This window comes from Polaribacter aestuariivivens (assembly GCF_005885675.1).
Taxonomy (GTDB): domain Bacteria; phylum Bacteroidota; class Bacteroidia; order Flavobacteriales; family Flavobacteriaceae; genus Polaribacter; species Polaribacter aestuariivivens.
The window spans coordinates 51,258-74,503 of the sequence record NZ_VANR01000002.1; the positions used below are offsets into that span (position 1 = coordinate 51,258).

Genomic DNA, 23,246 nt, shown 5'->3' on the forward strand with positions numbered 1-23,246 from the left:
GATTCACAGAACGCCCACCTGCAAATCAAATTATAATTTTCGACTTGTTTTTTTATTGATTTTTATTGAAAAAAAATCAAAATTAAAAACGTGCAAAGGTACATTAAATTAAATGAATAGCAATTTTTAAACAATTTATTTAATTTTTGTTCAATTCTCTAAGTTGAGTGTAAATTTTTGGAGAAGATATTGATGCAAAACCGTTTTCTATAATTCCGTTTTTATTAATTAAAATGGTTCTTGGCATTTTGCTCGTTAAAAAGGAGTTTGCAGGATTTTCTGCATTGATAAAATATTGGTCCTTAATGTCTATACGATTTATTTGGTCTTTATTATTTCCATCAATCTTAACAATTAAAAATTGTATGTTTTTATAATTGTTTTTAAAATATTTAAACTTTGAAGCAATATAGTTTCTTGAAACATATTCTGGATTCCAAAAATAAAGTACGGTTTTTTTATCTTTTATAATTTCTTCAATATCAATTTCATGATTTGTAAAATCAAGAATAGGAAAGCCTTTTAATTTGGTACCTTTCTTTAAAGTTTTATTATCGCTTAAAAGTTTTTTAATGAGTTCTTTATCTTCTTTATTACTAGAATATTCGAAAAAAGACTGAAATGTATTTTCATTAATGTTACAGCTTGATTTTTTGTAAAAATGATCTAAAACAGTTCTTTTAAGAAAAGCATTTTTAGAGTCTTCAGAATCAATTTTTGAGTTGATTGTAGATAACAAATCCATTGTAAACTTAGATGAATAGTTCTTCATCATTGGTTTGTGCCCTAAAGAATAAGTAATGTTATATAAATAATTTCTAATGTATTCAGCATAAGGTGTGTAATACATTAAAGAATCACTATTTAAATCTATTTTCTTTCTGTAATCATAAAAGGCAGCATCTATTTTTGGAAAACTTTTAAGTCTTTTATACTTAACATGTTCAATAGGATAACTTTCCATATGTGAATAAATAGGAAAAGTTAAAGCTGTTTTTAATATTTTTTTATAGCCTTCAGTTTCATTTGGGTGTTCTGTAATGTAGCTATTGTAAGTTTGCAGTCTTATTGCTAGTATGGAATCTACTTTCTTCTTGTAAGCGTTTGGTTTTAATTCATTTAAAGCGTAAAAAAAACGGTTGTCGTTTTCGTTTTCTAAAAAGCAATCAATTAAAATGTTATTTCTTTCTGCACCTTTTCCAGTATACACTAACGATTCATCAAAATCCCAAGTATTTAAACGCAGCATCAAACTATCTTGAGGTTCAATATAAATATATTGGTTTTCTACACCATGAACAAAGTAGTAAAGTCCTTCATTTAAACCTTTGTACTTGTTTATAAACTTATTTCTAGCGTCTAATTTTAACGTATCAATTACATTTTTCATAGAGTACAAAACAACATGTCTTGATTTTGGATTAATAATTTTACCACCAAAAAAAGTTTCTGTGTTTTTATTGTTTGTACAACTAATAAAAGTTGCTAAAAATAGTAATATGTAAAATATATTTTTATTCATTTATTATTGTTAATGTAACACACAAATGTAAAAATTCAAAACAGGCAACCTTGTTAATTCACTGTTAAAAATGGTTGTATTTATATTGTATTTACTGTTAATTTTTCGATAAAAAACTAATCATTATTTCGTCCAAAAACCAAAATGGAATTTGTACTTTTGCACAAAATTTAAAAAGAGTACTATGTTATCAGTATCTAACTTATCAGTTCAATTTGGTAAGCGTGTTTTGTTTGATGAAGTAAACACCAAGTTTTTACAAGGAAATTGTTACGGAATTATTGGTGCAAATGGCGCAGGAAAATCTACTTTCTTAAAAATTATTTCAGGTGAGCAAGAGCCAACTTCAGGTCATGTTCATTTAGAAACAGGAAAAAGAATGTCTGTTCTATCTCAAGATCATTATGCTTTCGATGAATATCCTGTTTTAGAAACTGTGGTTATGGGAAACAAAAATTTGTTTAAAATAAAAAAACAAATTGATGAGTTGTATGCAGATTATACAGACGAGAATGCAGAAAAGATTGGTGAATTGCAAATTAAATTTGAAGAAATGGATGGTTGGAACGCAGATTCTAACGCTGCAGCAATGCTTTCTAATTTAGGTATTTCTGAAGATTTACATTATACGTTAATGAAAGATTTGGATGGTAAACAAAAAGTACGTGTATTAATTGCACAGGCGCTTTTTGGTAATCCAGATGTTTTAATAATGGATGAGCCTACCAACGATTTAGATTTCGAAACCATTGCTTGGTTAGAAAACTTCTTAGCAAATTTTGAAAATACTGTAATTGTAGTTTCTCACGACAGACACTTTTTAGATGCTGTTTGTACGCATATTTCTGATATTGATTTTGGTAAAATAAATAACTACTCTGGAAACTATACTTTTTGGTATGAATCTAGTCAGTTAGCAGCTAAACAAAGAGCACAACAAAACAAAAAAGCAGAAGATAAAAAGAAGGAATTAGAGGAATTTATTCGTCGTTTTTCAGCAAACGTTGCAAAATCAAAACAAGCAACTTCTCGTAAAAAAATGATTGATAAATTAAATGTAGAAGATATAAAACCTTCAAGCAGACGTTATCCTGCCATTATTTTTGATAGAGATAGAGAAGCAGGAGATCAAATTTTAAATGTTGAAGGCTTATCAAAAACGTTTGAAGACGAAAAACTATTTAATGACATTCACATCAATTTAAATAAAGGAGATAAAGTTGCTGTAATTTCTAGAAACTCTAGAGCAATTACTGCTTTTTATCAAATTATATCAGGAAATGAAAAAGCAGATGCAGGAAAGTTTTCTTGGGGTGTAACTACAACACAATCTTATTTACCATTAGATAATTCTGATTTTTTCCAAAATGGTGATTTAAACTTAGTAGATTGGTTAAGACAATATGCACAAACTGAAGAAGAACGTGAAGAAGTTTTTTTAAGAGGTTTTTTAGGGAAAATGATTTTTTCTGGAGAAGAAGCTTTAAAGAAAAGCAACGTACTTTCTGGAGGTGAAAAAGTACGTTGTATGTTGTCAAGAATGATGATGAAAAGAGGAAATGTATTACTTTTAGATGAACCTACCAATCACTTAGATTTGGAATCTATTCAATCTTTAAACAATGCACTAATTAACTTTAAAGGAACCATTTTGTTTTCTACACATGACCATGAGTTTGCTCAAACTGTGGCAAACAGAATTATAGAGTTGACTCCAAAAGGAGCTATTGATAGGTATTCTACTTTCGATGATTATTTATCGGATCCAAAAATAAAAGAGTTAAGAGATAAAATGTATTCTTAAAACATATATTTTTATAAATATGAAGACCTAACAGAAGTTAAAATCTGTTAGGTCTTTTTTTTTATAAAAAAAATAAAATAAAGTGCGACACATTTACAAAATTTGCGTTCTTATATTGTAAGAGAAAATTAACCAACCTTTTTTTGAACACAAAACAACTCATACAAAATTGTAAAAAGAATGATTATTCTGCTCAGATGGAAATATATCATAACTACAAGAATATGATGTTTTGTAGTGCTGTAAGAATTGTAAAAAGTAGGGAAGAAGCAGAAGATCTCGTTCAAGATTCGTTTATAAAAGGTTTTGAAAAAATACATCAACTAAAAGATGATGCAAATTTAGGAGCTTGGTTAAAAAGAATTGTAATTAATAAAGCTTTAGATACAATTAGAGAAAGGAAAAACATTGTTTTTGTTGATGAAACATTTGTTTTAGAAACAGAACAAGCGAATACAATAGATGAAGTTCCTTCAGAAATTTCTGTAGATTTTATTAAAAAATGTATTTACAAGCTCAAAGAAAAATATAGAATAATTTTGATTTTGTACATGATTGAAGATTACAATCATAGAGAAATTTCAACAATATTAAAATTAAAAGAAAGCACCGTTAGAAATCAATATAAAAGAGGTAAAGACCAACTTTTAAAAATGATTCAAAAAAAATAAAGAAAATGAAAATTAAAGAATTTATACAAGAACATAAAGCAGCTTTTACAAGCGATAAAATGTCATCAAATTCTGATGCAAATTTTGAAGCTTTATTAAAATCAAAGTTACATCAACCTAAAAAACAAAAACTTTTGTATTTAAAATACATTTCTATTGCAGCTTGTTTTGCGGTTGTAATTGCATCAATTTTTTGGTTTCAAAACACTGTGAAATCTAGTCAAAATAAAAAAGAATTATTAGCAAATTTAAATGCAGATTCTGCAGGTAAACGTTTGGAAGGTGTTTATAAATTTAATGATGAGTATGAAAAAGAGGACAAAAAAATAATTAATAGGTTGTGCAGTTTATTGCATAAAGATGATAATGCAAATGTAAAAATAGCAACCATTGATGCACTTTTAAAGTTTCCTTCAAACGAAAAAATTAGAAAAAATTTAATAGCAGCTTTAGAGAATGAAGAAACACCTTTAGTACAAATTAAGTTGATAAAAGCATTAAGTATTTTAAGAGAAAATCGTGCACAAAAACCTCTTGAAAAATTAATAAATAATGAAGAAACCTTTCCTATAGTTAAAAATAATGCCACTTTAGCTATGGTTGAAATAAACAAATAAACATGATGAAAAATATCAAACACACATTTATTTTAGCAATTGTATGTTGTTTTTTAAGTACAAATGCACAAGAGAAAAAAATTAAATTTAACAAAGGAACTTTAAAAATATGTTCTTCTAAAAGCTTTATTATTGAAGGTTATGATGGTGATGAAGTAATTATTGAAAGTTTACATCAAAAAAGAGAAAATAATTTTAAAGCATTTGTTAGTGGAAAAATAAATGACAAATCTAAAAAAGACTCGCTCAAATCAAACTATTTAAATGGTAGAGTATATTCTTTTAAAGGCGCTTCTAGTAATTATTTAAAAAGAAAAAATAGAGAAAACTGGAAAGTAACTTCTACTGCAGTAAGTGGTGTGTATTCTGAAAATGATACAACTGTAAGACCAAAAACTGTATTTTTTAAAATGCATGATACAAAACGAAAAGATGGTTTAAAAAAATTAGGGAAGAAAAATGAAAATAGTGAATTGGCAATTTACTTTATTATTGAACAAAATGGTAATGAATTGCTTTTTAAAGACGATACAGAATCTCGTTTTATCATGACAAGTAATAGAGAACAATACAAAATTAAAATTCCTAATTCTATTCGATTAAATTGGTCAACAAAATGTTCCACAGAAAAAAAGGACAGAAATTATTTTTTCTTTAATTCAGAAAAATCTAGTTTATCTAACTTTGAGGGTGAAGCAGCCATATCCACCTCAATACATAATATTAATTTAAAAGATGTTAGTGGTCCTGTAACAATTAATACAATTGGAGGAAATGTAACTATTGAATTTGATAAGAAAACACCTAAAAAACTATATTCAGTTTATTCAAATAATGGTTTTATTGATATTACATTACCAACTGTAGCTAGCCTAAATGTAGATGCAATTGCTAGTGATATTTTTAGTGACATCAACTTTAAAATTATGGACGAAAAAGAAACTGAAGGTTTGCAAAAAATGAAATTAAAACTAAACTCAGGAAAAACTTTAATGAAGTTAAATGCAGGTTTAGGAAACATATATTTAAGAAAACAGTAAAAAATTATACCTTATGAAATTTAAAATAATAGTAACTATTTTGTCATTTACTGTAATGGTTATAAACGGACAAAATACAAGTGATGTTTTACCAGTAAACAATACAAATATAAATGTTGAAAAACCTGATAAACAAATTGAAGAACCTACATTTAAGTATCCAAAAACTAAAAGAGAGGCATTAGCAGGTATTAAAGTTTTAAATAGGCACAATGCAAAGTTTTATCAGAATAAAGAAGAAATAACTTACAGAGAAGCCTTAAAATTGGTGAGAAAAAAGTTTACCAATCTAATTATTAAAGAAGATTGGGATAAAGAAGAAATTCACTTTACAGCGAATACTTTAAGTAAATAAATAAAAAAAACCGTTTAGAATTTTCTAAACGGTTTTTTTATGCAATATTTTTATCGTTTTTATTTATTTACCAAAACCCATTCCCCTTTTTCAATCAATGGAATTGCTTGTTTAAATTTAACCTCTTTAGCTTCACCACTCATTACATTTTTAATGGTAACACGTTCGTTTCTACCAATTTTTGGTTGTTCTCTAACAATTGTTTCTACAGGTTCTGTAGCTTGTTGTTTTGAGTTTTGAATGGCTTGCTCTGTAGAGTTTTGCACATCTGCTTTACTAGTGTTTAATCGCTCTCTTTTTTGGTTTCTAGCTTCAGAAATTTGAGAACGATCTTGTGCAGGTAATTCACCTTTGAATAAGAAAGATAGTACTTCTTTATTAATTTCATCAACAGTTGTTTTAAATAATTCAAATGCTTCAAACTTGTAAATTAATAAAGGGTCTTTTTGCTCATATGAGGCATTTTGTACAGAATGTTTCAATTCATCCATTTTACGTAAATGCTCTTTCCAGTTTTCATCAATAATAGCCAAAGTAATGTTTTTCTCAAAATCTGTTACCAAGCTTTTACCTTGAGTTTCGTAAGCTTCTTTTAAATTGGTAACAACTTGTAAAGATTTTACTCCGTCAGTAAAAGGAACTACAATACGTTCATATCTATCTCCTTCATTTTCAAAAACATCTTTTATAACAGGATATGCCAATACAGCATTTCTTTCTATTTTGTTTTTATAATGTTCTGTAACAATTTCATATAATTTGTCTGTAATTTCTTTTTCAGACATTTTATTAAATTCTTCTTCAGAAAAAGGAGAAGTCATTGAAGAAAACTTAATCAATTCAAACTCAAAATTTTGAAAATCTTTGACAGCTTTGTTGGAATTTACGATAGATTCACAAGTATCATAAATCATATTAGCAATATCTACTTGCAAACGCTTACCATCTAACGCATTTCGTCTTCTTTTGTAAACAAATTCACGTTGAGCATTCATAATATCATCGTACTCTAACAAACGCTTACGAATACCAAAGTTATTTTCTTCTACTTTCTTTTGAGCTCTTTCAATAGACTTAGAAATCATTGAGTGTTGAATAACCTCACCCTCTTTTAAGCCCATTCTGTCCATCATTTTTGCAATTCTATCAGAACCAAATAAACGCATTAAATTGTCATCTAAAGCAACGTAAAATTGAGAAGAACCAACATCACCTTGTCTTCCAGCACGACCTCTTAACTGTCTGTCTACTCTTCGTGAGTCATGACGTTCTGTACCAATAATTGCCAAACCACCAGCTTCTTTTACTTCTTCTGAAAGTTTAATATCTGTTCCACGTCCAGCCATATTGGTTGCAATAGTAACTACTCCTGGTTTTCCAGCTTCAGCAACAACTTCTGCTTCACGTTTGTGTAACTTTGCATTTAAAATATTGTGTGGAATTTTACGCATTTGTAACATTCTACCTAATAATTCTGATATTTCTACAGAAGTTGTACCAACTAAAACAGGTCTTTTTTGTTCTACTAATTTTACAATATCTTCAATAACTGCGTTGTATTTTTCACGGGCAGTTTTGTAAATTAAATCTTCTTTATCATCTCTCTGAATTGGTTTGTTTGTAGGAATTTCAACAACATCTAATTTATAAATTTCCCATAATTCACCAGCTTCTGTAATCGCAGTTCCAGTCATACCAGAAAGTTTGCGATACATTCTAAAATAATTTTGAAGTGTTACTGTTGCAAAAGTTTGCGTTGCATCTTCAATTTTTACGTTTTCTTTAGCTTCAATGGCTTGATGCAATCCGTCTGAATAACGACGACCATCCATAATACGTCCTGTTTGTTCATCAACAATCATTACCTTATTATCCATTACTACATATTCCACATCTTTTTCAAAAACAGTGTAAGCTTTTAAAAGTTGATTCATAGTGTGAATACGTTCACTTTTTATGCTAAAATCTTTATATAATTCTTCTTTTTTAGCTGCTTTTTCTTCTTTTGAAATATCTGAGCTATCAATTTCACCAATTTTTACACCAATGTCAGGTAAAACGAAAAAAGTATCGTTATTTGTTTTTTCTGATAAATGAGCAATACCTTTATCTGTTAAATCTATCTGATTATTTTTTTCTTCAACAACAAAATATAAATCTTGATCCACTTCTGGCATTAATTTGTTATTGTCTTGCATGTAATAATTTTCTGTCTTTTGAAGAATTTGTTTGATTCCTTCTTGAGATAAAAATTTAATTAATGCTTTGTTTTTTGGTAAACCTCTGTAAACTCTTAATAATTGAAAGCCACCTTCTTTGGTATCTCCAGCTGCAATTAATTTTTTGGCTTCTGCTAAAACACCAACTAAATGTTGTTTTTGTAAAGAAACAATATCTGCAACTAAGGGTTTTAGTTCGGTAAATTCATGTCTGTCTCCTTGAGGAACTGGACCAGAAATAATTAAAGGTGTTCTTGCATCATCAATTAACACAGAATCTACCTCATCAATAATTGCATAATTTGGAGTTCTTTGTACCAAATCGTCTTTTGAACTTGCCATATTATCACGCAAATAATCGAACCCAAATTCGTTATTTGTTCCGTAAGTGATATCTGCATTGTAAGCTTTTCTACGAGCGTCAGAATTCGGTTGGTGATAATCAATACAATCTGTTGTAAAACCGTGAAACTCAAAAATTGGTCCCATCCAAGCTTTATCACGTTTTGCCAAATAATCGTTAACGGTTACTAAGTGTACACCGTTTCCAGTTAATGCATTTAAATAAACAGGTAAAGTTGAAACCAATGTTTTTCCTTCACCAGTCATCATTTCAGCAATTTTACCTTGATGTAAAACAGAACCACCAATTAACTGCACATCATAATGTACCATATCCCAAGTTACAGGTTTACCTGCTGCATCCCAAGAATTTGCCCAATAAGCTTTATCATCTTCTAATGTTATATGATCTCTTTCTGCAGATAATTCTCTATCATAAGGTGTTGCTGTAACTTCAATTTCTTCATTTTCTACAAAACGTTTTGCGGTTTCTTTTACAACAGCAAAAGCTTCTGGCATAATTGTATTTAAGGTATCTTCAGATATTTTATAAACCTCGTCTTTTAAAGCGTCAATTTCTGTATAAATATCTTCTTGCCTGTCTATATCTGCATTTTTTGCTTCTTCTTCTAAGGTGTTGATTTTATCATTTAACGTTTTTGTAGCTTCTTGAATTCTGTTTTTAAATTCAATTGTTTTTGCTCTTAATTCGTCATTTGAAAGTTTTGAAAATTCTGCTTCGAATTTTTTAACATTCTCTACAATTGGTTGTAGGTTTTTTAAATCTTTTTCTTGTTTGTCACCAACAAAAAGTTTAATTACGGAGTTTAAAATGCTCATTTTTGATATATGATTTAATCAGTTAAAAATAACTGTATTATTTTATTGTAAATCAAGTTTTTAAAAACTTGAAAAAAGTACTGTTTTTGATGAAATTCAAACAAAAAAAAAGCCTCTTTAGAGACTTTTTAATATTTTTTATTTTTTAGTATTCATCTTCGTTCCAAAGATAATCATCTTCGGTTGGATAATCTGGCCAGATTTCTATAATTGAATCATATGCATCACCTTCATCTTCGATATCTTGTAGATTTTCTACTACTTCTAAAGGAGCTCCAGTTCTAATAGCATAATCTATTAATTCGTCTTTGGTTGCTGGCCAAGGTGCATCTGCTAAATAAGATGCTAATTCTAATGTCCAATACATTTCTTATTGTTTAATTTTGTGCAAAAATAATTTTTTTGTGCAATTATGCAAGTCTTTTTTAAGAAATTTATTGTGAAGTGTGTTTTTTAATTTTAAAACACTTTAAAATCAGGTGTTTATGGGTTTTAAAATTAAAAAATTACTTCAAATCGATAAAAAAAGAACGTGTTAATTTTTTTTAGGAATCCATTTGATTTCCTCTACTTGTAAGTCTTTAGACAATTTTCGTGCCAACACAAAAAGGTAGTCAGAAAGTCTGTTTAAGTATTTTAATATGTCATTATTAATGGTTTCTTCGTCATTTAATTCTACAGAAAGGCGTTCTGACCTTCTGCAAACACATCTTGCAATGTGACAGAATGACACTGCTTGATGACCTCCAGGTAAAATGAAGTGTGTCATTTGAGGTAATTCTGTATCCATTTGATCTATTTCATTTTCTAAAAATGAAATAGCATTTTCATCTATTTTAGGAATATTTAAACGCTCTTTGCCACTTTTTAGAGTTTCTTTTTCAGGAGGTGTTGCTAACATAGCGCCTAAAGTAAACAGTTCGTTTTGTATTTTAAGTAGCGATTCTTTTGTGGAAGTTGCTATTTCTTGATCTTTAATCAATCCTATATAAGAATTTAACTCATCAACAGTTCCATAAGCATCTATACGTAAATTATATTTTTTTACTCTTGTGCCACCAAAAAGTGCAGTTGTTCCAGCATCACCGGTTTTTGTGTATATTTTCATTTTTAGTTAAAAAAAATTAAAGTATCAAAGTTACAAAGTTTAAAAGAGGTAATTCTTCTTATTAAGATAGTTTAACAGTTAATTTTTTATTGATTAAACTCTGATTTTAAAATGTTCTTTTGCTTGCTCTTTTCTAAAAAAAACAATTCCGAAGTAAAAAAGGTCTACAGTTACTGTAACAGCAGGATTGTTTTTTATTTCCATCCAAGCTTCTTGCATGTCTTTACTCCAGTAAATATCATCAAAAATCCACATAGAATTATTATCTGAAGTTTTTAAACAGGTATTAAAATATTTTAAAGTTGATTTTTTTGTGTGATTACCATCAAAATAAATAAAATCGTATTTGTTTTTTTTAGAAATCTCAGGAAGTGTTTCATTAAAATTACCAGTTATAATATTTATATTCTTAAAATTATTATTTAGTAATTCGCTTGCTATTTTGCTTGTTTCTCTGCAGCCTTCTAAAGTAGTGATTTTCGTGCTATTATTTCCAATTTTTATAGCTGAGGTTGCCAAACCTAATGAGGTACCAACTTCTAAAGTAACAGCGGGTTTAAAATAATTAATAATATGAATTAAAAGTTTCGCTTTTTTATTAGAAATTCCTGCAACTTTAGCAATTTCTGAAATTTTACGCTCGTTTGTTTTAAAATATTTAGATCCAGCTCCAAAATCTGTGACTTTTATCTTTTGCTTATTGTCTAATAAATGTTGCTTTATTGTTTTAAAATAAAACCAAAGTTTACGGTCAGTTTTTTTATAGATACATTTTGTTACTAAATTGTATACAAAAGGTGAATGTACACCATGTTGATTTGTGGCTTTTAATAAAAATTTGATATATTGTTTTTGTTGATAGAACATTTTAAATAAATGAAAAACGAAAATAAAATAAAATTATAGCTTTACACTTATAAAAAGTATATTTGTAGCGATAGTAATAAAATTTAAAAATGAAAAAATATTTAGTTCTTATCTTATTAATTTGTTTTTTAGCTTCTTGTGTTTCGAATAAAGAACTGACGTATCTTCAAGGAAAACCTTCAAACAATAAAGAAATAAAAAGGATAAATAATATACCTTATAAAATACAAATTGATGATATTTTAAATATTACAATAAGTTCAAATAACCCAAAAATTGTCGACGATTTTCAAAAAGGAAATCAAAATTCAAATATTAGAAGTAATGGAGGAGGAAATGGTCAAAGTAACAATCAAGGTTATTTTTCTGATTATAGTGTAAATAATTACGGTAATATTCGAATACCAACCTTAGGAGAAATAAATGTTTTGGGCTATACCGAGTTAGAGGTTAGAAAAAAAATAGAAAATAAAATTAAAGAAGAATACGTTAATAACGATCAAAGTTTATTTGTTTCTGTAAAGTTATCTGGAATTAGATATACAATTATTGGAGAAATAAATCAACCAGGTACTAATATTATTTATCAAAACAGAGTTTCAATAATTGATGCTATAGCTAGTTCTGGAGATATTACCGATGTTGGAAATAGAAAAGAAATTGAAATTATTAGAAAAACTACAAAAGGTACAGAAGTTTTTAAAATTGATGTTACTAATATAAATATTGTTGATACTGAGATGTTTTATATAAAACCAAATGATATTATAAATATTAAACCTTTACCAGAAAAATCTTGGGGAACTGGAACTACAGGTTTGCAAAGTTTATCTACCATTATATCTATATTTACTCTAATTACCTCAACAATAATCTTAGCCAGAAATTTGTAATAATATGAATAACCAATCAAAAATTTCTAACGTAGCTAATTCTGCTGGAAATATAGACGTAAAAGACTATATATATAAAGTTTTAGCATATTGGAAACTATTTTTAGTAACAATTGTAATAGCACTGATTGTAGCTAAGTTTATGAACGGTTACTTGCAAAAAAAATATAGTTTAGACACTATTATTTCTGTAAAAGAAGAAAATAATCCACTTTTTTCAACAGGAACAAATATAGCATTTAATTGGGGGGGAGCTAGTGATGAGATAGAAACAGTAAAAGTTATTTTAAAATCTAGATCACATAATGAAATAGTTGTAAAAAGATTAAACTTTTATATAAAATACTTACAGGAAGGTAGGTTTAGAATGGAAGACAAATTTGGTTACACACCTTTCACTGTAAACTTGAATAGAGAGAAATATCAATTATTTAATAAACTTATAAGTGTTGAGTTTACAGGAGATGAAACTTTTAGAATTTCGTTTGATTTTAACGAATCTGGTTCAAACCCTGTAATTAATTATGATAAAAATACCATAATATCATTACCTTCTAAAGAGTTAAGTTTTTCGAAAGAATACAACGTAAAGGACACTATTAATACCCCTTTCTTAAATTTTTCGTTAAAACAAATAGCACCATTTAATATCGGTGAAAAATACTTCATTCAATTTGCAAGCTTTGATGGTACAGTCAGTGCAAATAGAAGTATTAGCATTAATAGCGTTACAAATGCAGCTTCAATGCTAAAACTGCAAATGCAAGGTGTAAATAAAAAAAGATTAGAAGTTTATTTGAATACCACTGTTAAAGTATTAGACTCTATAAAACAAATTCAAAAAATAGAGTATGCTGTAAGAACACAAGCATATATTGATACACTATTTATTGCAGAGGCAGAAAAATTAAAGCAACTTGAAAAGGATTTAGGAAACTATAGAGAAACCAATAATATTTTTGATTTATCTTCTCAAGGGGCAGAAATATTTGGAGAAACTATTTCTTTAGAAAAAGAAAAAACAAAATTGCAAAATTATAATGATTATTTACAAAATTTAAGTTCATACTTAAGAAGGAATAATAGCTATAATAAAGATAATTTGGTACCTGCAACACTTCAAATTGAAGACCCAAAAATTACTAGTTTAATTAATGAATTAGTCTTAAAATCTAGTGAAAGAGAGGTTTATAGGGATATGATTAAAGATAATCATCCAGATATCATTCAAATGAATAAGGAGATTAGCATCATAAAAAATAATCTTCTTGAAAATATATCGTCTTTACAAAGGGTGAATGCAAACAGGTTAAAAAAATTAAATACTAGCCTAATAAAATATGCATCTAAAAAGAAAAAATTACCAAAACAAGAACAAGGTTTATTAACTTTTCAAAGAGATTACGAAATTTCTGAAGCAAATTATAATTACCTAAAACAAAAAAAATATGAAGCAGGTACAGCAATTGCGGCAAACGTTTCTGATGTAAAAATAATTGATACTGCAAAAGATTTAGGTCAAGGTCCAAATTACCCTTTGCCAAGTTTTAATTATTTAGTTGCTTTAATGTTAGGAATTGTATTTCCTTTATTTTATATCATTGTTAAAGAATTATTAGATAATAAAATTCATACAGCAGAAGAAATACAAAATAACTATACAATACCTGTTTTAGGAGTAGTTGGAAGAAATTCAACCAAAAATAACTTGGCAGTATTTGAAAGACCAAAATCTTCTGTAGCAGAATCTTTTAGAGCATTAAGATCTAATATTCAGTTTTTATTTAAAAATAACGATGAAAACAGTTCAAAAACTTTAATTTTAACTTCCTCTGTAAGTGGAGAAGGTAAAACAATGATTTCAATAAACATGGCAACTGTTTTTGCTTTAAGTGGAAAGAAAACAATTTTAGTAGGTTTAGATTTACGTAAACCAAAAATTTATGATGATTTTGATTTACCAAACGATGTTGGAGTTGTAAACTATTTGATCAATCAAAAAACATTAGATGAGGTAAAAGTAACTACTAAAATACCTAATTTAGATATAATTCTTTCAGGTCCAATTCCACCTAATCCTTCAGAATTATTATTAAACAATGCTGCAGAAAAAATGTTTCAAAAGCTTAAGGAAGATTATGATTATGTAATTATTGATACACCACCTGTAGGTTTAGTTTCAGATGCTCTTGAGTTATTTAAATACTCTGACGCTGTTATTTACGTAATTCGTCAGAACTATACTGAAAAAGGAATGATGAGAATGATTGATGATAAATATAAAAACAAAGAAGTTTCCAATATTAGTTATGTACTAAACGACTTTTCGATAAAAAGTAAATACGGATATGGTTATGGTTACGGATATGGCTATGGTTACGGTTATGGAAAATATAGTTATGGTTATCACGAAAACGAAAAACCTAAAGGGCTTATTTCAAAAATCGTAAATATTTTTAAATCAAAAAAATAACACCAAAAAGCATCGTTAATTCGATGCTTTTTCTTTTATCTACATAGATTTTTAGAGTCATAAAAAAACAGTAAATTCGTTTCAACAACATTTATAAATATTAATAATGATTCCTAAAAACGAATACAATCCTTATTTTGAACAATACATTCAGCTTGTTTCAAAAAATAATAAATCTATAATTGAAAATTTAGAAAATTCTCAAAATCAATTTGATACTATTCTTAGAAATTTACCAAAAGAAAAACATAGTTTTTCATATGCGGAAGGAAAATGGACGCTAAAAGAATTAATTCAACATGTTATAGATACAGAAAGAATTTTCTGCTATAGAGCACTTTGTTTTGCGAGAAATGATAAAGCTTTGTTACCAGGGTTTGATCAAGATGTTTTTGTAAATTACGGGAATGCAAATCAATTAAATTATTTTGATTTATTAGATGAAATGGCAGTTTTAAGAAAATCTACCATTCAAATGTATAAAAGTTTTTCTCAAGAAGCATTATTAAGAATAGGTACAGCCTCAAACAATAAAATATCTGTAAGAGCTCTTGGGTACTTATCTTCTGGTCATCAATTACATCATTTAAATGTAATTAAACAACGTTATTTATAAATTTTTGATAAAAAATGATACAAAAAAAATAGAATATCTAATTCTTTATTTTTTTTTTTACGTAACTATTTGAAATAGTGTAATTTTGACATATATTTTAACAATAAATAAATATTTAGTATATTGAAAGAACAATATCATAAATGGCACTCGCCAACATTAAATAAAGAAATTGAAATGCTGGTTTTTGGGCATGCAGGTTATCCTCTTGTATTATTTCCAACAACAATGGGGCGTTTTTTTGAATGTAAAGACATGAAACTAATAGAATCTGCAAAATGGTTTTTAGAAGAAGGTTTGGTTCAAATTTATTGTCCTGATAGTATTAATGAATTAAGTTGGTATGATAAGGGAATTCATCCAGCAGATCGTGTGAAAAACCATATTTGGTACGATAAATTTATTATGGACGAAGTTGTAAACCCTATTTGCCATGAAAGAGGTATTCAAAAATTAGCCATTGCAGGAGTAAGTTTTGGAGGTTATCACGCAGCAAATTTTGCTTTTAAACATCCAGAAAGAGTAAGCCATATGTTCAGTTTAAGCGGCTCTTTTGATATCAAATCTTTTTTAGATGGTTATTATGATGACAATGTTTTTTATAATAATCCTGTAGATTTTTTACCGGGAAGTAACCATCCTGATTTATGGAACATGAAAATTATTTTAGGAACAAGTGATTGGGATATTTGCTTAGAAGCAAATCAAAAACTGGCAAAAATATTAAGTGATAAAAACATTCCTTTTTGGTTTGATGAGCGAAAATGGGCAGAACACGACTGGCCAATTTGGAGAGAAATGTTTCCACACTATTTATCAAAAATTTAAAACTAACAAAAAACATATATGAAAAAAATTGGAATTTTATTCGGACAAGAAAATACGTTTCCACAAGCGTTTATTGATAGAGTAAACAAAAAAATAGCAGCACAAGGCATTAAAGATATGATGGCAGAAGCAGTATTAATTGATACTGTAGAACAAGCAAAATCTGATGAATATGCTGTAATTATTGATAGAATTTCACAAGACGTTCCTTTTTACAGAGCGTATTTAAAAAATGCGGCAATTACAGGAACTGCTGTAATTAATAACCCATTTTGGTGGAGTGCAGATGAAAAATTTTTTAACAATGCCTTGGCAGAAAAAGTAGGTGTACCAGTTCCAAAAACATTTATTTTACCAACTTCACACAGACCACCAGATACAGATGAAAATTCTTTCAGAAACATGAAATTTCCTTTCAATTGGGAAAAAATGTTTGATACAATTGGTTTTCCTGCATATATGAAACCTCATGATGGTGGAGGTTGGAAAAGTGTTTACAAAGTTGAAAATCCAGACGACTTATGGAAAAAACATGGAGAAACTGAGCATTTAGTGATGATGTTACAAGAAGAAATAAATTTTAAAGAATACTTTAGATGTTATGTTTTAGGAACAGATAATGTGCATATTATGCAATATGAGCCTAGAAATCCGCATCATTTACGATATGTTTTAGATGGAGAACCTGTAGATCAAAAAATATTAGACACAGTGCATGATTATTGTATTCGTTTAAACAAAGCTTTGGGTTATGATTTTAATACAGTAGAATTTGCTGTAAGAGATGGAATTCCTTATGCAATCGATTTTTGTAACCCTGCACCAGATGCAGATATACATTCTGTAGGTGAAGAAAATTTTGAATGGATTGTAGAAAATGCGGCAAACATGGCAATTGAAAAGGCAAAACAATACAAAAAAGGGCAAATGAATCTTACTTGGGGTAGTTTTGTATCAGATCAAATAGCACCTGCTAAAAAGACAACTACAAAAAAAACGCCTTCAAAGAAAGTAGCCGTTAAAAAAGCACCAGCAAAAACAGCCTTAAAAAAGGCTACTACTAAAAAAGTTGCAGTTAAAAAAGCACCTGTAAAAAAGTCAGCCACAAAAAAAACTACGAAGAAATAGTATTTCACAAAATTTAATTGTTTGTACAATCAAATTTTATAAACGAACCTTTCTTATATGAAATTTACATTAGGTATTGAAGAAGAATATCAAGTAATTGATCCTGTTACGAGAGAATTAGTATCTCATGATCAAAAAATTGTTACAGAAGCAACCAAAGTTTTAGATGACCAAGTAAAAGCAGAAATGCATCAAGCTGTTGTAGAGGTTGGAACCAATATTTGCGAGAATATTGCAGACGCAAAAAAGCAAGTTACACACCTTCGAAAATCTATTTCTGGCATCGCAAACAATTTGGGTTTTAAAATTGGAGCTGCAGGTACACACCCTTTTTCTAAATGGGAAACTCAATTAATTACTCCAAATCCACGTTATGAAGAAATTGTAAACGAATTACAAGATACTGCAAGATCTAATCTAATTTTTGGGCTACACGTACATGTGGGTATGGCAGATAAAGATATGGCACTTCATTTGGTAAATGCGATGCGTTACTTTTTGCCTCATTTATACGCTTTGTCTACAAACTCTCCTTTTTGGGAAGGTAGAAATACAGGCTTTAAATCTTATAGATCTAAAGTTTTTGATAAATTTCCAAGAACCGGAATTCCAGGAGTTTTCGATAATTATGCACAATATGAGAACTACGTAAACTTATTAGTAAAAACAAAATGTATAGATAATCCAAAAAAAATATGGTGGGACATTCGTATACATCCAATTTTTCCAACTTTAGAAGTTCGTATTTGTGATGTTCCATTAACTGTTGATGAAACCATATGTATCGCAGCTTTAATTCAGGCTTTAGTAGCTAAATTGTATAAATTAAGAACTCAAAATCTTAATTTTATGGTATATCACAGAGCTTTAATTAATGAAAATAAATGGAGAGCTGGACGTTATGGAATTGATGGAAAAATGATAGATTTTGGTTTAGAAAAAGAAATTGAAACAAAATTATTAATGCATGAGTTTGTAGCTTTTTTAGATGATGTTTTAGATGATTTAGGATCAAGAAAAGAAGTGGAATACATCTTTAAAATGTTAGAAAACGGAACAGGTGCAGACAGACAATTAAAAGTGTACGAACAAACAAAAGACTTAACAAAAGTAGTTGATTATATTACAGAGCAAACTATTTTAGGATTATAATTATAGAATTTTAAATGACAAATAATAAATTGAAATTAGCAATTTTAGATATGAATAACAACCAACCGAACCAAGGTTTACGTTGTATCAAAGAAATTGTTGAAACTTTTAGTGATGATGTAGATTTTGCCATTTTTGATGTTAGAGCAAAAAATGAAATTCCTGATACTTCTTACGATATTTATATATCAAGTGGAGGTCCTGGAAGCCCTTTAGAAGACGCCATTTGGAGAGAACCTTATTTAGTATTGATGCAAAAATTATGGGACATCAATAAAACTTCTTATCAAAAAAAACACGTATTTTTTATCTGTTATTCTTTTCAAGTAATGTGTAATTATTTTCAATTAGGAGAAATAAAATTAAGAAAAAGTACCTCTTTCGGTATTTTGAAAGTACACAAAACAAAAGCAGGAAAAAAAGATGTATTATTAGATGGTTTAAACGACCCATTTTATGCAGTAGATTCGAGAGATTGGCAATTAATTCAACCAAATTTAAAGGTGTTTGCTGGTCATGGAGCTACTATTTTAAGTTTAGAAAAAATAAGAACACATGTAGAGTTAGAGCGTGCAATTATGGCGGTTCGTTTTTCTGAAGAATTCGTTGGAACACAGTTTCATCCAGAAGCAGATCCAGTAAGTATGGAAGCATTTTTTACTTTAGAAGAAAACAAGCAAATTGTAATTAACAGTTTTGGTGAAGAAAAATACAATCAAATGATGGATAGAATGGATGATCCAGATAAGTTAATAATGACATACAATACCATTTTACCGAAATTTATCTCAAACGCAATAATTAGTGTTAAGCAACCCGTATTTTCTTAAAATATTATGATACATCAAAATAGAAAGTTATACAACAAAAATTTTTCTCAAGAAAAGTATCAATTTTTTTTAAAAGATATTGAAAATACGTTCGATTATAAACCACCTTTCAAAATCGCAGAAACACCGGTTTTTATTCCAAAAGATTTAAAAAATAAGTTAGTAAACGCTTGCAATGATATTTTGGAAGTCATTAATAAACCAAATTTTAAAGAGCTCACAAATGGTGCTTTTTTTACGGAAGATAGAATTGTACCCAATGAAGATGAACACTCAAAATTTTTACAACTAGATTTCGGTATCTGTAAAGACGAAAACGGAAATTTGGTTCCAAAATTGATTGAATTACAAGGGTTTCCATCTTTATATTTCTTTCAGCATTTGTTAGGAAGTATGTATCGTAAACATTTTGGAAACGTAATTCCAGAAAACTATTCTCAACATGTAAATGGAATAACTTCTAAAGAGTATGTTACTTTATTGCAACAAGAAATTGTTGGTGAAACAAACCCTAAACAAGTTATTTTATTAGAAATAGAGCCAGAAAAACAGGCAACTGCAATCGATTTTTATGCAACTGAAAAAGCACTAGGAATTAAAATATTGTGTATTTCAAAATTGATAAAAAAAGGTAAAGAGCTTTTTTATTTAGATGATGAAAGTAAAGAAATAAAGATATTAAAAATCTATAATAGAATTATTTTTGATGAATTAGATCAACGAAAAGGTTTAAAAACCCAATTTAGTTTTTTAGATAAAGTGGATATAGAATGGATTGGTCACCCAAATTGGTTTTACAGAATAAGTAAATACACAATGCCTTTGTTAAAAGGAGATTATGTACCAAAATCGTTTTATTTAGATAAATTAGCGGAAATTCCAGAAGATTTAGAAAACTATGTTTTAAAACCTTTGTATTCTTTTGCTGGTGCAGGAGTAGAGATTCACGTAACACGTAAAATGATTGATGAAATTAAAGATAAATCAAACTATTTATTGCAAGAAAAAGTAGCGTATGCACCAATTATAGAAACCATGGATGTTCCTGCAAAATGCGAAGTTCGTATGATGCTCATGCACAATTCTAAAACCAACAAAACTGAAATCGTTAGTAATTTAATTAGAATTAGTAAAGGTGAAATGGTGGGTGTAAAATATAATAAAGACAAAACTTGGGTTGGAGGTAGCACTGGTTTTTTTGAAAACTAAATTATACTTTTAAAAATATTCAGACCTCACAGCTTTAAAACCTGTGAGGTCTTTTTTATTTTCATAAAATTACGTTTTCTATAAAGACTTATCAGGTGCAGGAATACTTGCATGAAATTCCGAAGCAATTCTATGCGTGTATTTGTCTAATAATTCAATAACACGCGCACTCGATTCAGAAACTACAATTAAACCAATATGCCATTCTTTATCCATTTTCCAAACAATTTCTTTGTCTGTAAAACTAGAAGTATCTGGGTGTTCGAATCTGCTTAAAGAAACTACAATTCCTGCATATTTGTTGTGAATTTTAGGTAATTTGTAACTTTCATTTTTCAGGTTGGTAGATTCAATTTTAGCCCATTCTCCCCAAAGATTTACGCCAGAAGCATAAGCAACCATTTCAGCTAAATTAGCACCACCAACTCTCGATGATGTTTCTAAAAAAAACAATTCTCCAGTTTCTTTTGATTGAATAAATTCTGTATGAGAAGCACCAGATTGCATTCCGAATGCTTTCATTACTTGAACATTCATTTTTTGCAATCCTTTTTCTACTTTAGAACCAATTTCTGAAGTGGCAGATCTAAAAATTCCTCCACCATGAGCAACTTCAAAAGGAGTATCTAAATATTTACTCACTCTCGCGAAAACCACTTTTCCATCAACATTTAAACCATCTACATGATATACGTCTCCAGGAGCAAATTTTTCAATTAAATAATTATCTCTTTCGTCACCTAAATCATTTACAATTTGCCACAATTCATTTTTTGTATGAATTTTTTTAATTCCTGTTGCAGAAGCTTCCATTCTTGGTTTTAATAACCATGGAGCAGGAATTGTATCAGCATAATTGTTTATATCATCATTGTTAAACAGCGAAGTAAATTCTGGTACATTCACACCTTCATTTTTAGCTTTGATACGCATTGCCAATTTATCTCTAAAATAATGTGCAGTAGTTCTTCCCATTCCAGGAACTCTAAAATGTTCACGAAGTAAAGCAACTTTTTCTACATCAAAATCATCTAAAGCTACAAATCTGTTGAAGTTTATTTCTCTGAATTTGTAGGCAATTCCTTTAATAATATCATTCTGATTCCATTCTTCAATATAAAAAACATCATCAATTGCTTCCCAAGGCCATTTTTCGTTTTCTAAACTTTTTTTGGTAAGTAAATATACTTTGTTACCTGCTTCTTTACAGCTTTTAATAAAATCTTCTCCTTTAAAATAAGTGGTAATACAAAGAAAATTTAACGATTTTTCAGACATTTTTTTAGATTTGGTATGTTATAAATTTACAAAATAGAATGTTACATTGTAACTTTTTCTTTAATGAAATTTGTAATTAACTGAATTCCAAATCCTGTAGCGCTTTTCATTTTTGCGTATTGTGAGGCTCCAAAAGAAACTCCTGCAATGTCTAAATGAATCCATTTTGGATGCTTTTCTGTAAAAAATTCTAAAAATTTAGCAGCATTTATAGCACCTTCAATTGGTTTTCCGTTGAAATTTTTAATATCTGCAACGTCCGATTTTAAATCTGCTTCATAATCTTCAAACATTGGCAATTGCCAAACACGCTCATGGTATTTATATCCAATTGCAGACATTGAATTTGCCATTTCTTGATTTTGTGTGAACATTCCTGCAGCAGCATATCCTAAAGTTCTAACTACACTTCCTGTTAAAGTAGCTAAATCAATTAAATATTCTGGATTGAATTTTTTAATGGCATAACTAATTCCATCAGCCAAAACCAAACGACCTTCAGCATCTGTATCTATAATTTCGATGGTTTTTCCAGAATAAGAGTCAATAACATCTCCAGGTCTGTAACTTTCTGCATCTACAGCATTTTCTGCTGCGGCTACAATACCCACAATATTAATGTCTAATTTTAGTTTCGCCACCAATTCTACAACGCCTAAAACCACGGCTGCACCACCCATGTCACTTTTCATATAGTGTAAATTGGTAGAGCCTTTAATAGAAATTCCACCAGAATCAAAAGTGATTCCTTTACCAACCAAAGCAATATCTATTTTTTTAGATTTTTTTGGAGTGTACTCGTTTACAATTACCACTGGTTTATTTACACTTCCTTTTCCAACAGATAGAACTGCCTCAAAACCTTTTTTTTCTAATTCTTTTTGTTTAAAAACGGTGCATTTGTAATTCGAATCTTTAGAAGATTTTTTAGCCCAATCACCTAAATATTCAGGAGTTTTAATATTTGGTGGAGCATCTACCAAAGCTTTAATTTTATTGATTGCTTCTCCAGTAAATTGCCCTTCTTCTAACTCTTTTTGAATATCTTCTGTAGAAATAAAATCAATATTTATTTCTTTAATTTCTTCTTTGGTAGATTTAAAAGCACCAATTACATATTGTGCCATTTCTAAACCTATTACTGCCTTCTTTAAACTTTCTGTAGAAAGATTTTGAGCAAAAAACTGAATATTTTCTCCCCAATATTTTTTAGTTTCGAAACAAAATTTACGAAATGTATCTTCTAAATGAGCCTCGTTTTTTTGTTCTCCTAAACCAACTAGATAAATTTTATTCCCTTCTTTTCCATACACTAAATGATGTGTAAGAAAACTACCATCAAAATTGGGGTTTTCAATTGGAAGTAGGTGTTTTATGCTTTCTAAATCGTCTTTTTTACAAGGTAAAATAATGTCTTTAGAAAAGTTTAATTCTTTTATTTGAGTGTATTTCAT

General features: G+C 28.6%; 20 protein-coding genes. 13 read left to right on the forward strand and 7 right to left on the reverse strand.

Annotated elements, in window-relative coordinates:
• Positions 1-139: 139 nt before the first annotated feature.
• Positions 140-1,522 carry a TlpA family protein disulfide reductase gene (locus tag FDT66_RS03430; RefSeq protein ID WP_138534763.1) on the reverse strand — a complete coding sequence of 461 codons (1,383 nt, stop codon included), beginning with the start codon at positions 1,520-1,522 and terminating at the stop codon, positions 140-142.
• Positions 1,523-1,706: 184 nt separating this feature from the next.
• Between FDT66_RS03430 and FDT66_RS03435 the strand changes: the two genes are divergently transcribed.
• The 5 genes from FDT66_RS03435 to FDT66_RS03455 all read left to right on the forward strand — a co-directional run bounded on the left by FDT66_RS03435 (position 1,707) and on the right by FDT66_RS03455 (position 6,009).
• Positions 1,707-3,326 (forward strand): ABC-F family ATP-binding cassette domain-containing protein, encoded by a 1,620-nt coding sequence (locus FDT66_RS03435; protein ID WP_138534764.1) that lies wholly within the window; start codon positions 1,707-1,709, stop codon positions 3,324-3,326.
• A gap of 197 nt (positions 3,327-3,523) precedes the next feature.
• Positions 3,524-3,997, forward strand: coding sequence for an RNA polymerase sigma factor (locus tag FDT66_RS03440; RefSeq protein ID WP_262709555.1), 474 nt, complete (start codon positions 3,524-3,526; stop codon positions 3,995-3,997).
• 5 nt (positions 3,998-4,002) lie between these two features.
• Positions 4,003-4,614, forward strand: coding sequence for a HEAT repeat domain-containing protein (locus tag FDT66_RS03445; protein ID WP_138534766.1), 612 nt, complete (start codon positions 4,003-4,005; stop codon positions 4,612-4,614).
• A 2-nt stretch (positions 4,615-4,616) separates the two neighbouring features.
• Complete coding sequence (locus FDT66_RS03450) at positions 4,617-5,654, forward strand: DUF4097 family beta strand repeat-containing protein (protein ID WP_171032307.1); 1,038 nt, start codon at positions 4,617-4,619, stop codon at positions 5,652-5,654.
• 13 nt (positions 5,655-5,667) lie between these two features.
• On the forward strand, positions 5,668-6,009 hold the full coding sequence (locus FDT66_RS03455; RefSeq protein WP_138534768.1) for a hypothetical protein: 342 nt from the start codon (positions 5,668-5,670) through the stop codon (positions 6,007-6,009).
• A 59-nt stretch (positions 6,010-6,068) separates the two neighbouring features.
• On the opposite strand, the gene secA is transcribed toward FDT66_RS03455, so the two are convergent.
• The 4 genes from secA to FDT66_RS03475 form a co-directional block, all read right to left on the reverse strand.
• On the reverse strand, positions 6,069-9,410 hold the full coding sequence (gene secA, locus FDT66_RS03460; RefSeq protein ID WP_138534769.1) for a preprotein translocase subunit SecA: 3,342 nt from the start codon (positions 9,408-9,410) through the stop codon (positions 6,069-6,071).
• A 145-nt stretch (positions 9,411-9,555) separates the two neighbouring features.
• The gene (locus FDT66_RS03465; RefSeq protein WP_015479930.1) at positions 9,556-9,777 is read right to left on the reverse strand and encodes a DUF2795 domain-containing protein; all 222 of its coding nucleotides are present in this window, start codon (positions 9,775-9,777) and stop codon (positions 9,556-9,558) included.
• Between the two features lie 168 nt (positions 9,778-9,945).
• Entirely contained in the window at positions 9,946-10,518 is a 573-nt protein-coding gene (locus FDT66_RS03470) for a cob(I)yrinic acid a,c-diamide adenosyltransferase (protein WP_138534770.1), read from the reverse strand.
• 93 nt (positions 10,519-10,611) lie between these two features.
• Positions 10,612-11,385: a class I SAM-dependent methyltransferase gene (locus FDT66_RS03475; RefSeq protein ID WP_138534771.1), complete on the reverse strand. Its 774-nt coding sequence runs from the start codon at positions 11,383-11,385 to the stop codon at positions 10,612-10,614.
• A gap of 89 nt (positions 11,386-11,474) precedes the next feature.
• Here FDT66_RS03475 and FDT66_RS03480 point away from each other — a divergent pair, with 89 nt between their 5' ends.
• From FDT66_RS03480 to FDT66_RS03515, 8 genes are all read left to right on the forward strand, one after another.
• A complete protein-coding gene (locus FDT66_RS03480) occupies positions 11,475-12,278 on the forward strand; it encodes a polysaccharide biosynthesis/export family protein (protein ID WP_138534772.1) in 804 nt (267 codons plus the stop codon).
• A 4-nt stretch (positions 12,279-12,282) separates the two neighbouring features.
• Complete coding sequence (locus tag FDT66_RS03485) at positions 12,283-14,751, forward strand: exopolysaccharide transport family protein (protein WP_138534773.1); 2,469 nt, start codon at positions 12,283-12,285, stop codon at positions 14,749-14,751.
• A gap of 106 nt (positions 14,752-14,857) precedes the next feature.
• Positions 14,858-15,367, forward strand: coding sequence for a DinB family protein (locus FDT66_RS03490; protein WP_138534774.1), 510 nt, complete (start codon positions 14,858-14,860; stop codon positions 15,365-15,367).
• A gap of 123 nt (positions 15,368-15,490) precedes the next feature.
• Positions 15,491-16,195: an esterase family protein gene (locus FDT66_RS03495; protein ID WP_138534775.1), complete on the forward strand. Its 705-nt coding sequence runs from the start codon at positions 15,491-15,493 to the stop codon at positions 16,193-16,195.
• Positions 16,196-16,213: 18 nt separating this feature from the next.
• Positions 16,214-17,323, forward strand: a complete 1,110-nt coding sequence (locus FDT66_RS03500) for an ATP-grasp domain-containing protein (RefSeq protein WP_138534776.1) — start codon at positions 16,214-16,216, stop codon at positions 17,321-17,323.
• A 57-nt stretch (positions 17,324-17,380) separates the two neighbouring features.
• Complete coding sequence (locus FDT66_RS03505) at positions 17,381-18,475, forward strand: carboxylate-amine ligase (protein WP_138534777.1); 1,095 nt, start codon at positions 17,381-17,383, stop codon at positions 18,473-18,475.
• A 14-nt stretch (positions 18,476-18,489) separates the two neighbouring features.
• Positions 18,490-19,305: a type 1 glutamine amidotransferase gene (locus FDT66_RS03510; protein ID WP_138534778.1), complete on the forward strand. Its 816-nt coding sequence runs from the start codon at positions 18,490-18,492 to the stop codon at positions 19,303-19,305.
• Between the two features lie 6 nt (positions 19,306-19,311).
• Positions 19,312-20,514: a hypothetical protein gene (locus FDT66_RS03515; protein ID WP_138534779.1), complete on the forward strand. Its 1,203-nt coding sequence runs from the start codon at positions 19,312-19,314 to the stop codon at positions 20,512-20,514.
• Positions 20,515-20,592: 78 nt separating this feature from the next.
• Here the strand turns inward: FDT66_RS03515 and FDT66_RS03520 are convergent, their stop codons facing one another.
• Both FDT66_RS03520 and FDT66_RS03525 read right to left on the reverse strand, forming a co-directional pair.
• The gene (locus tag FDT66_RS03520) at positions 20,593-21,792 is read right to left on the reverse strand and encodes an ATP-grasp domain-containing protein (RefSeq protein ID WP_138534780.1); all 1,200 of its coding nucleotides are present in this window, start codon (positions 21,790-21,792) and stop codon (positions 20,593-20,595) included.
• Between the two features lie 41 nt (positions 21,793-21,833).
• A complete protein-coding gene (locus FDT66_RS03525) occupies positions 21,834-23,246 on the reverse strand; it encodes a leucyl aminopeptidase family protein (RefSeq protein ID WP_138534781.1) in 1,413 nt (470 codons plus the stop codon).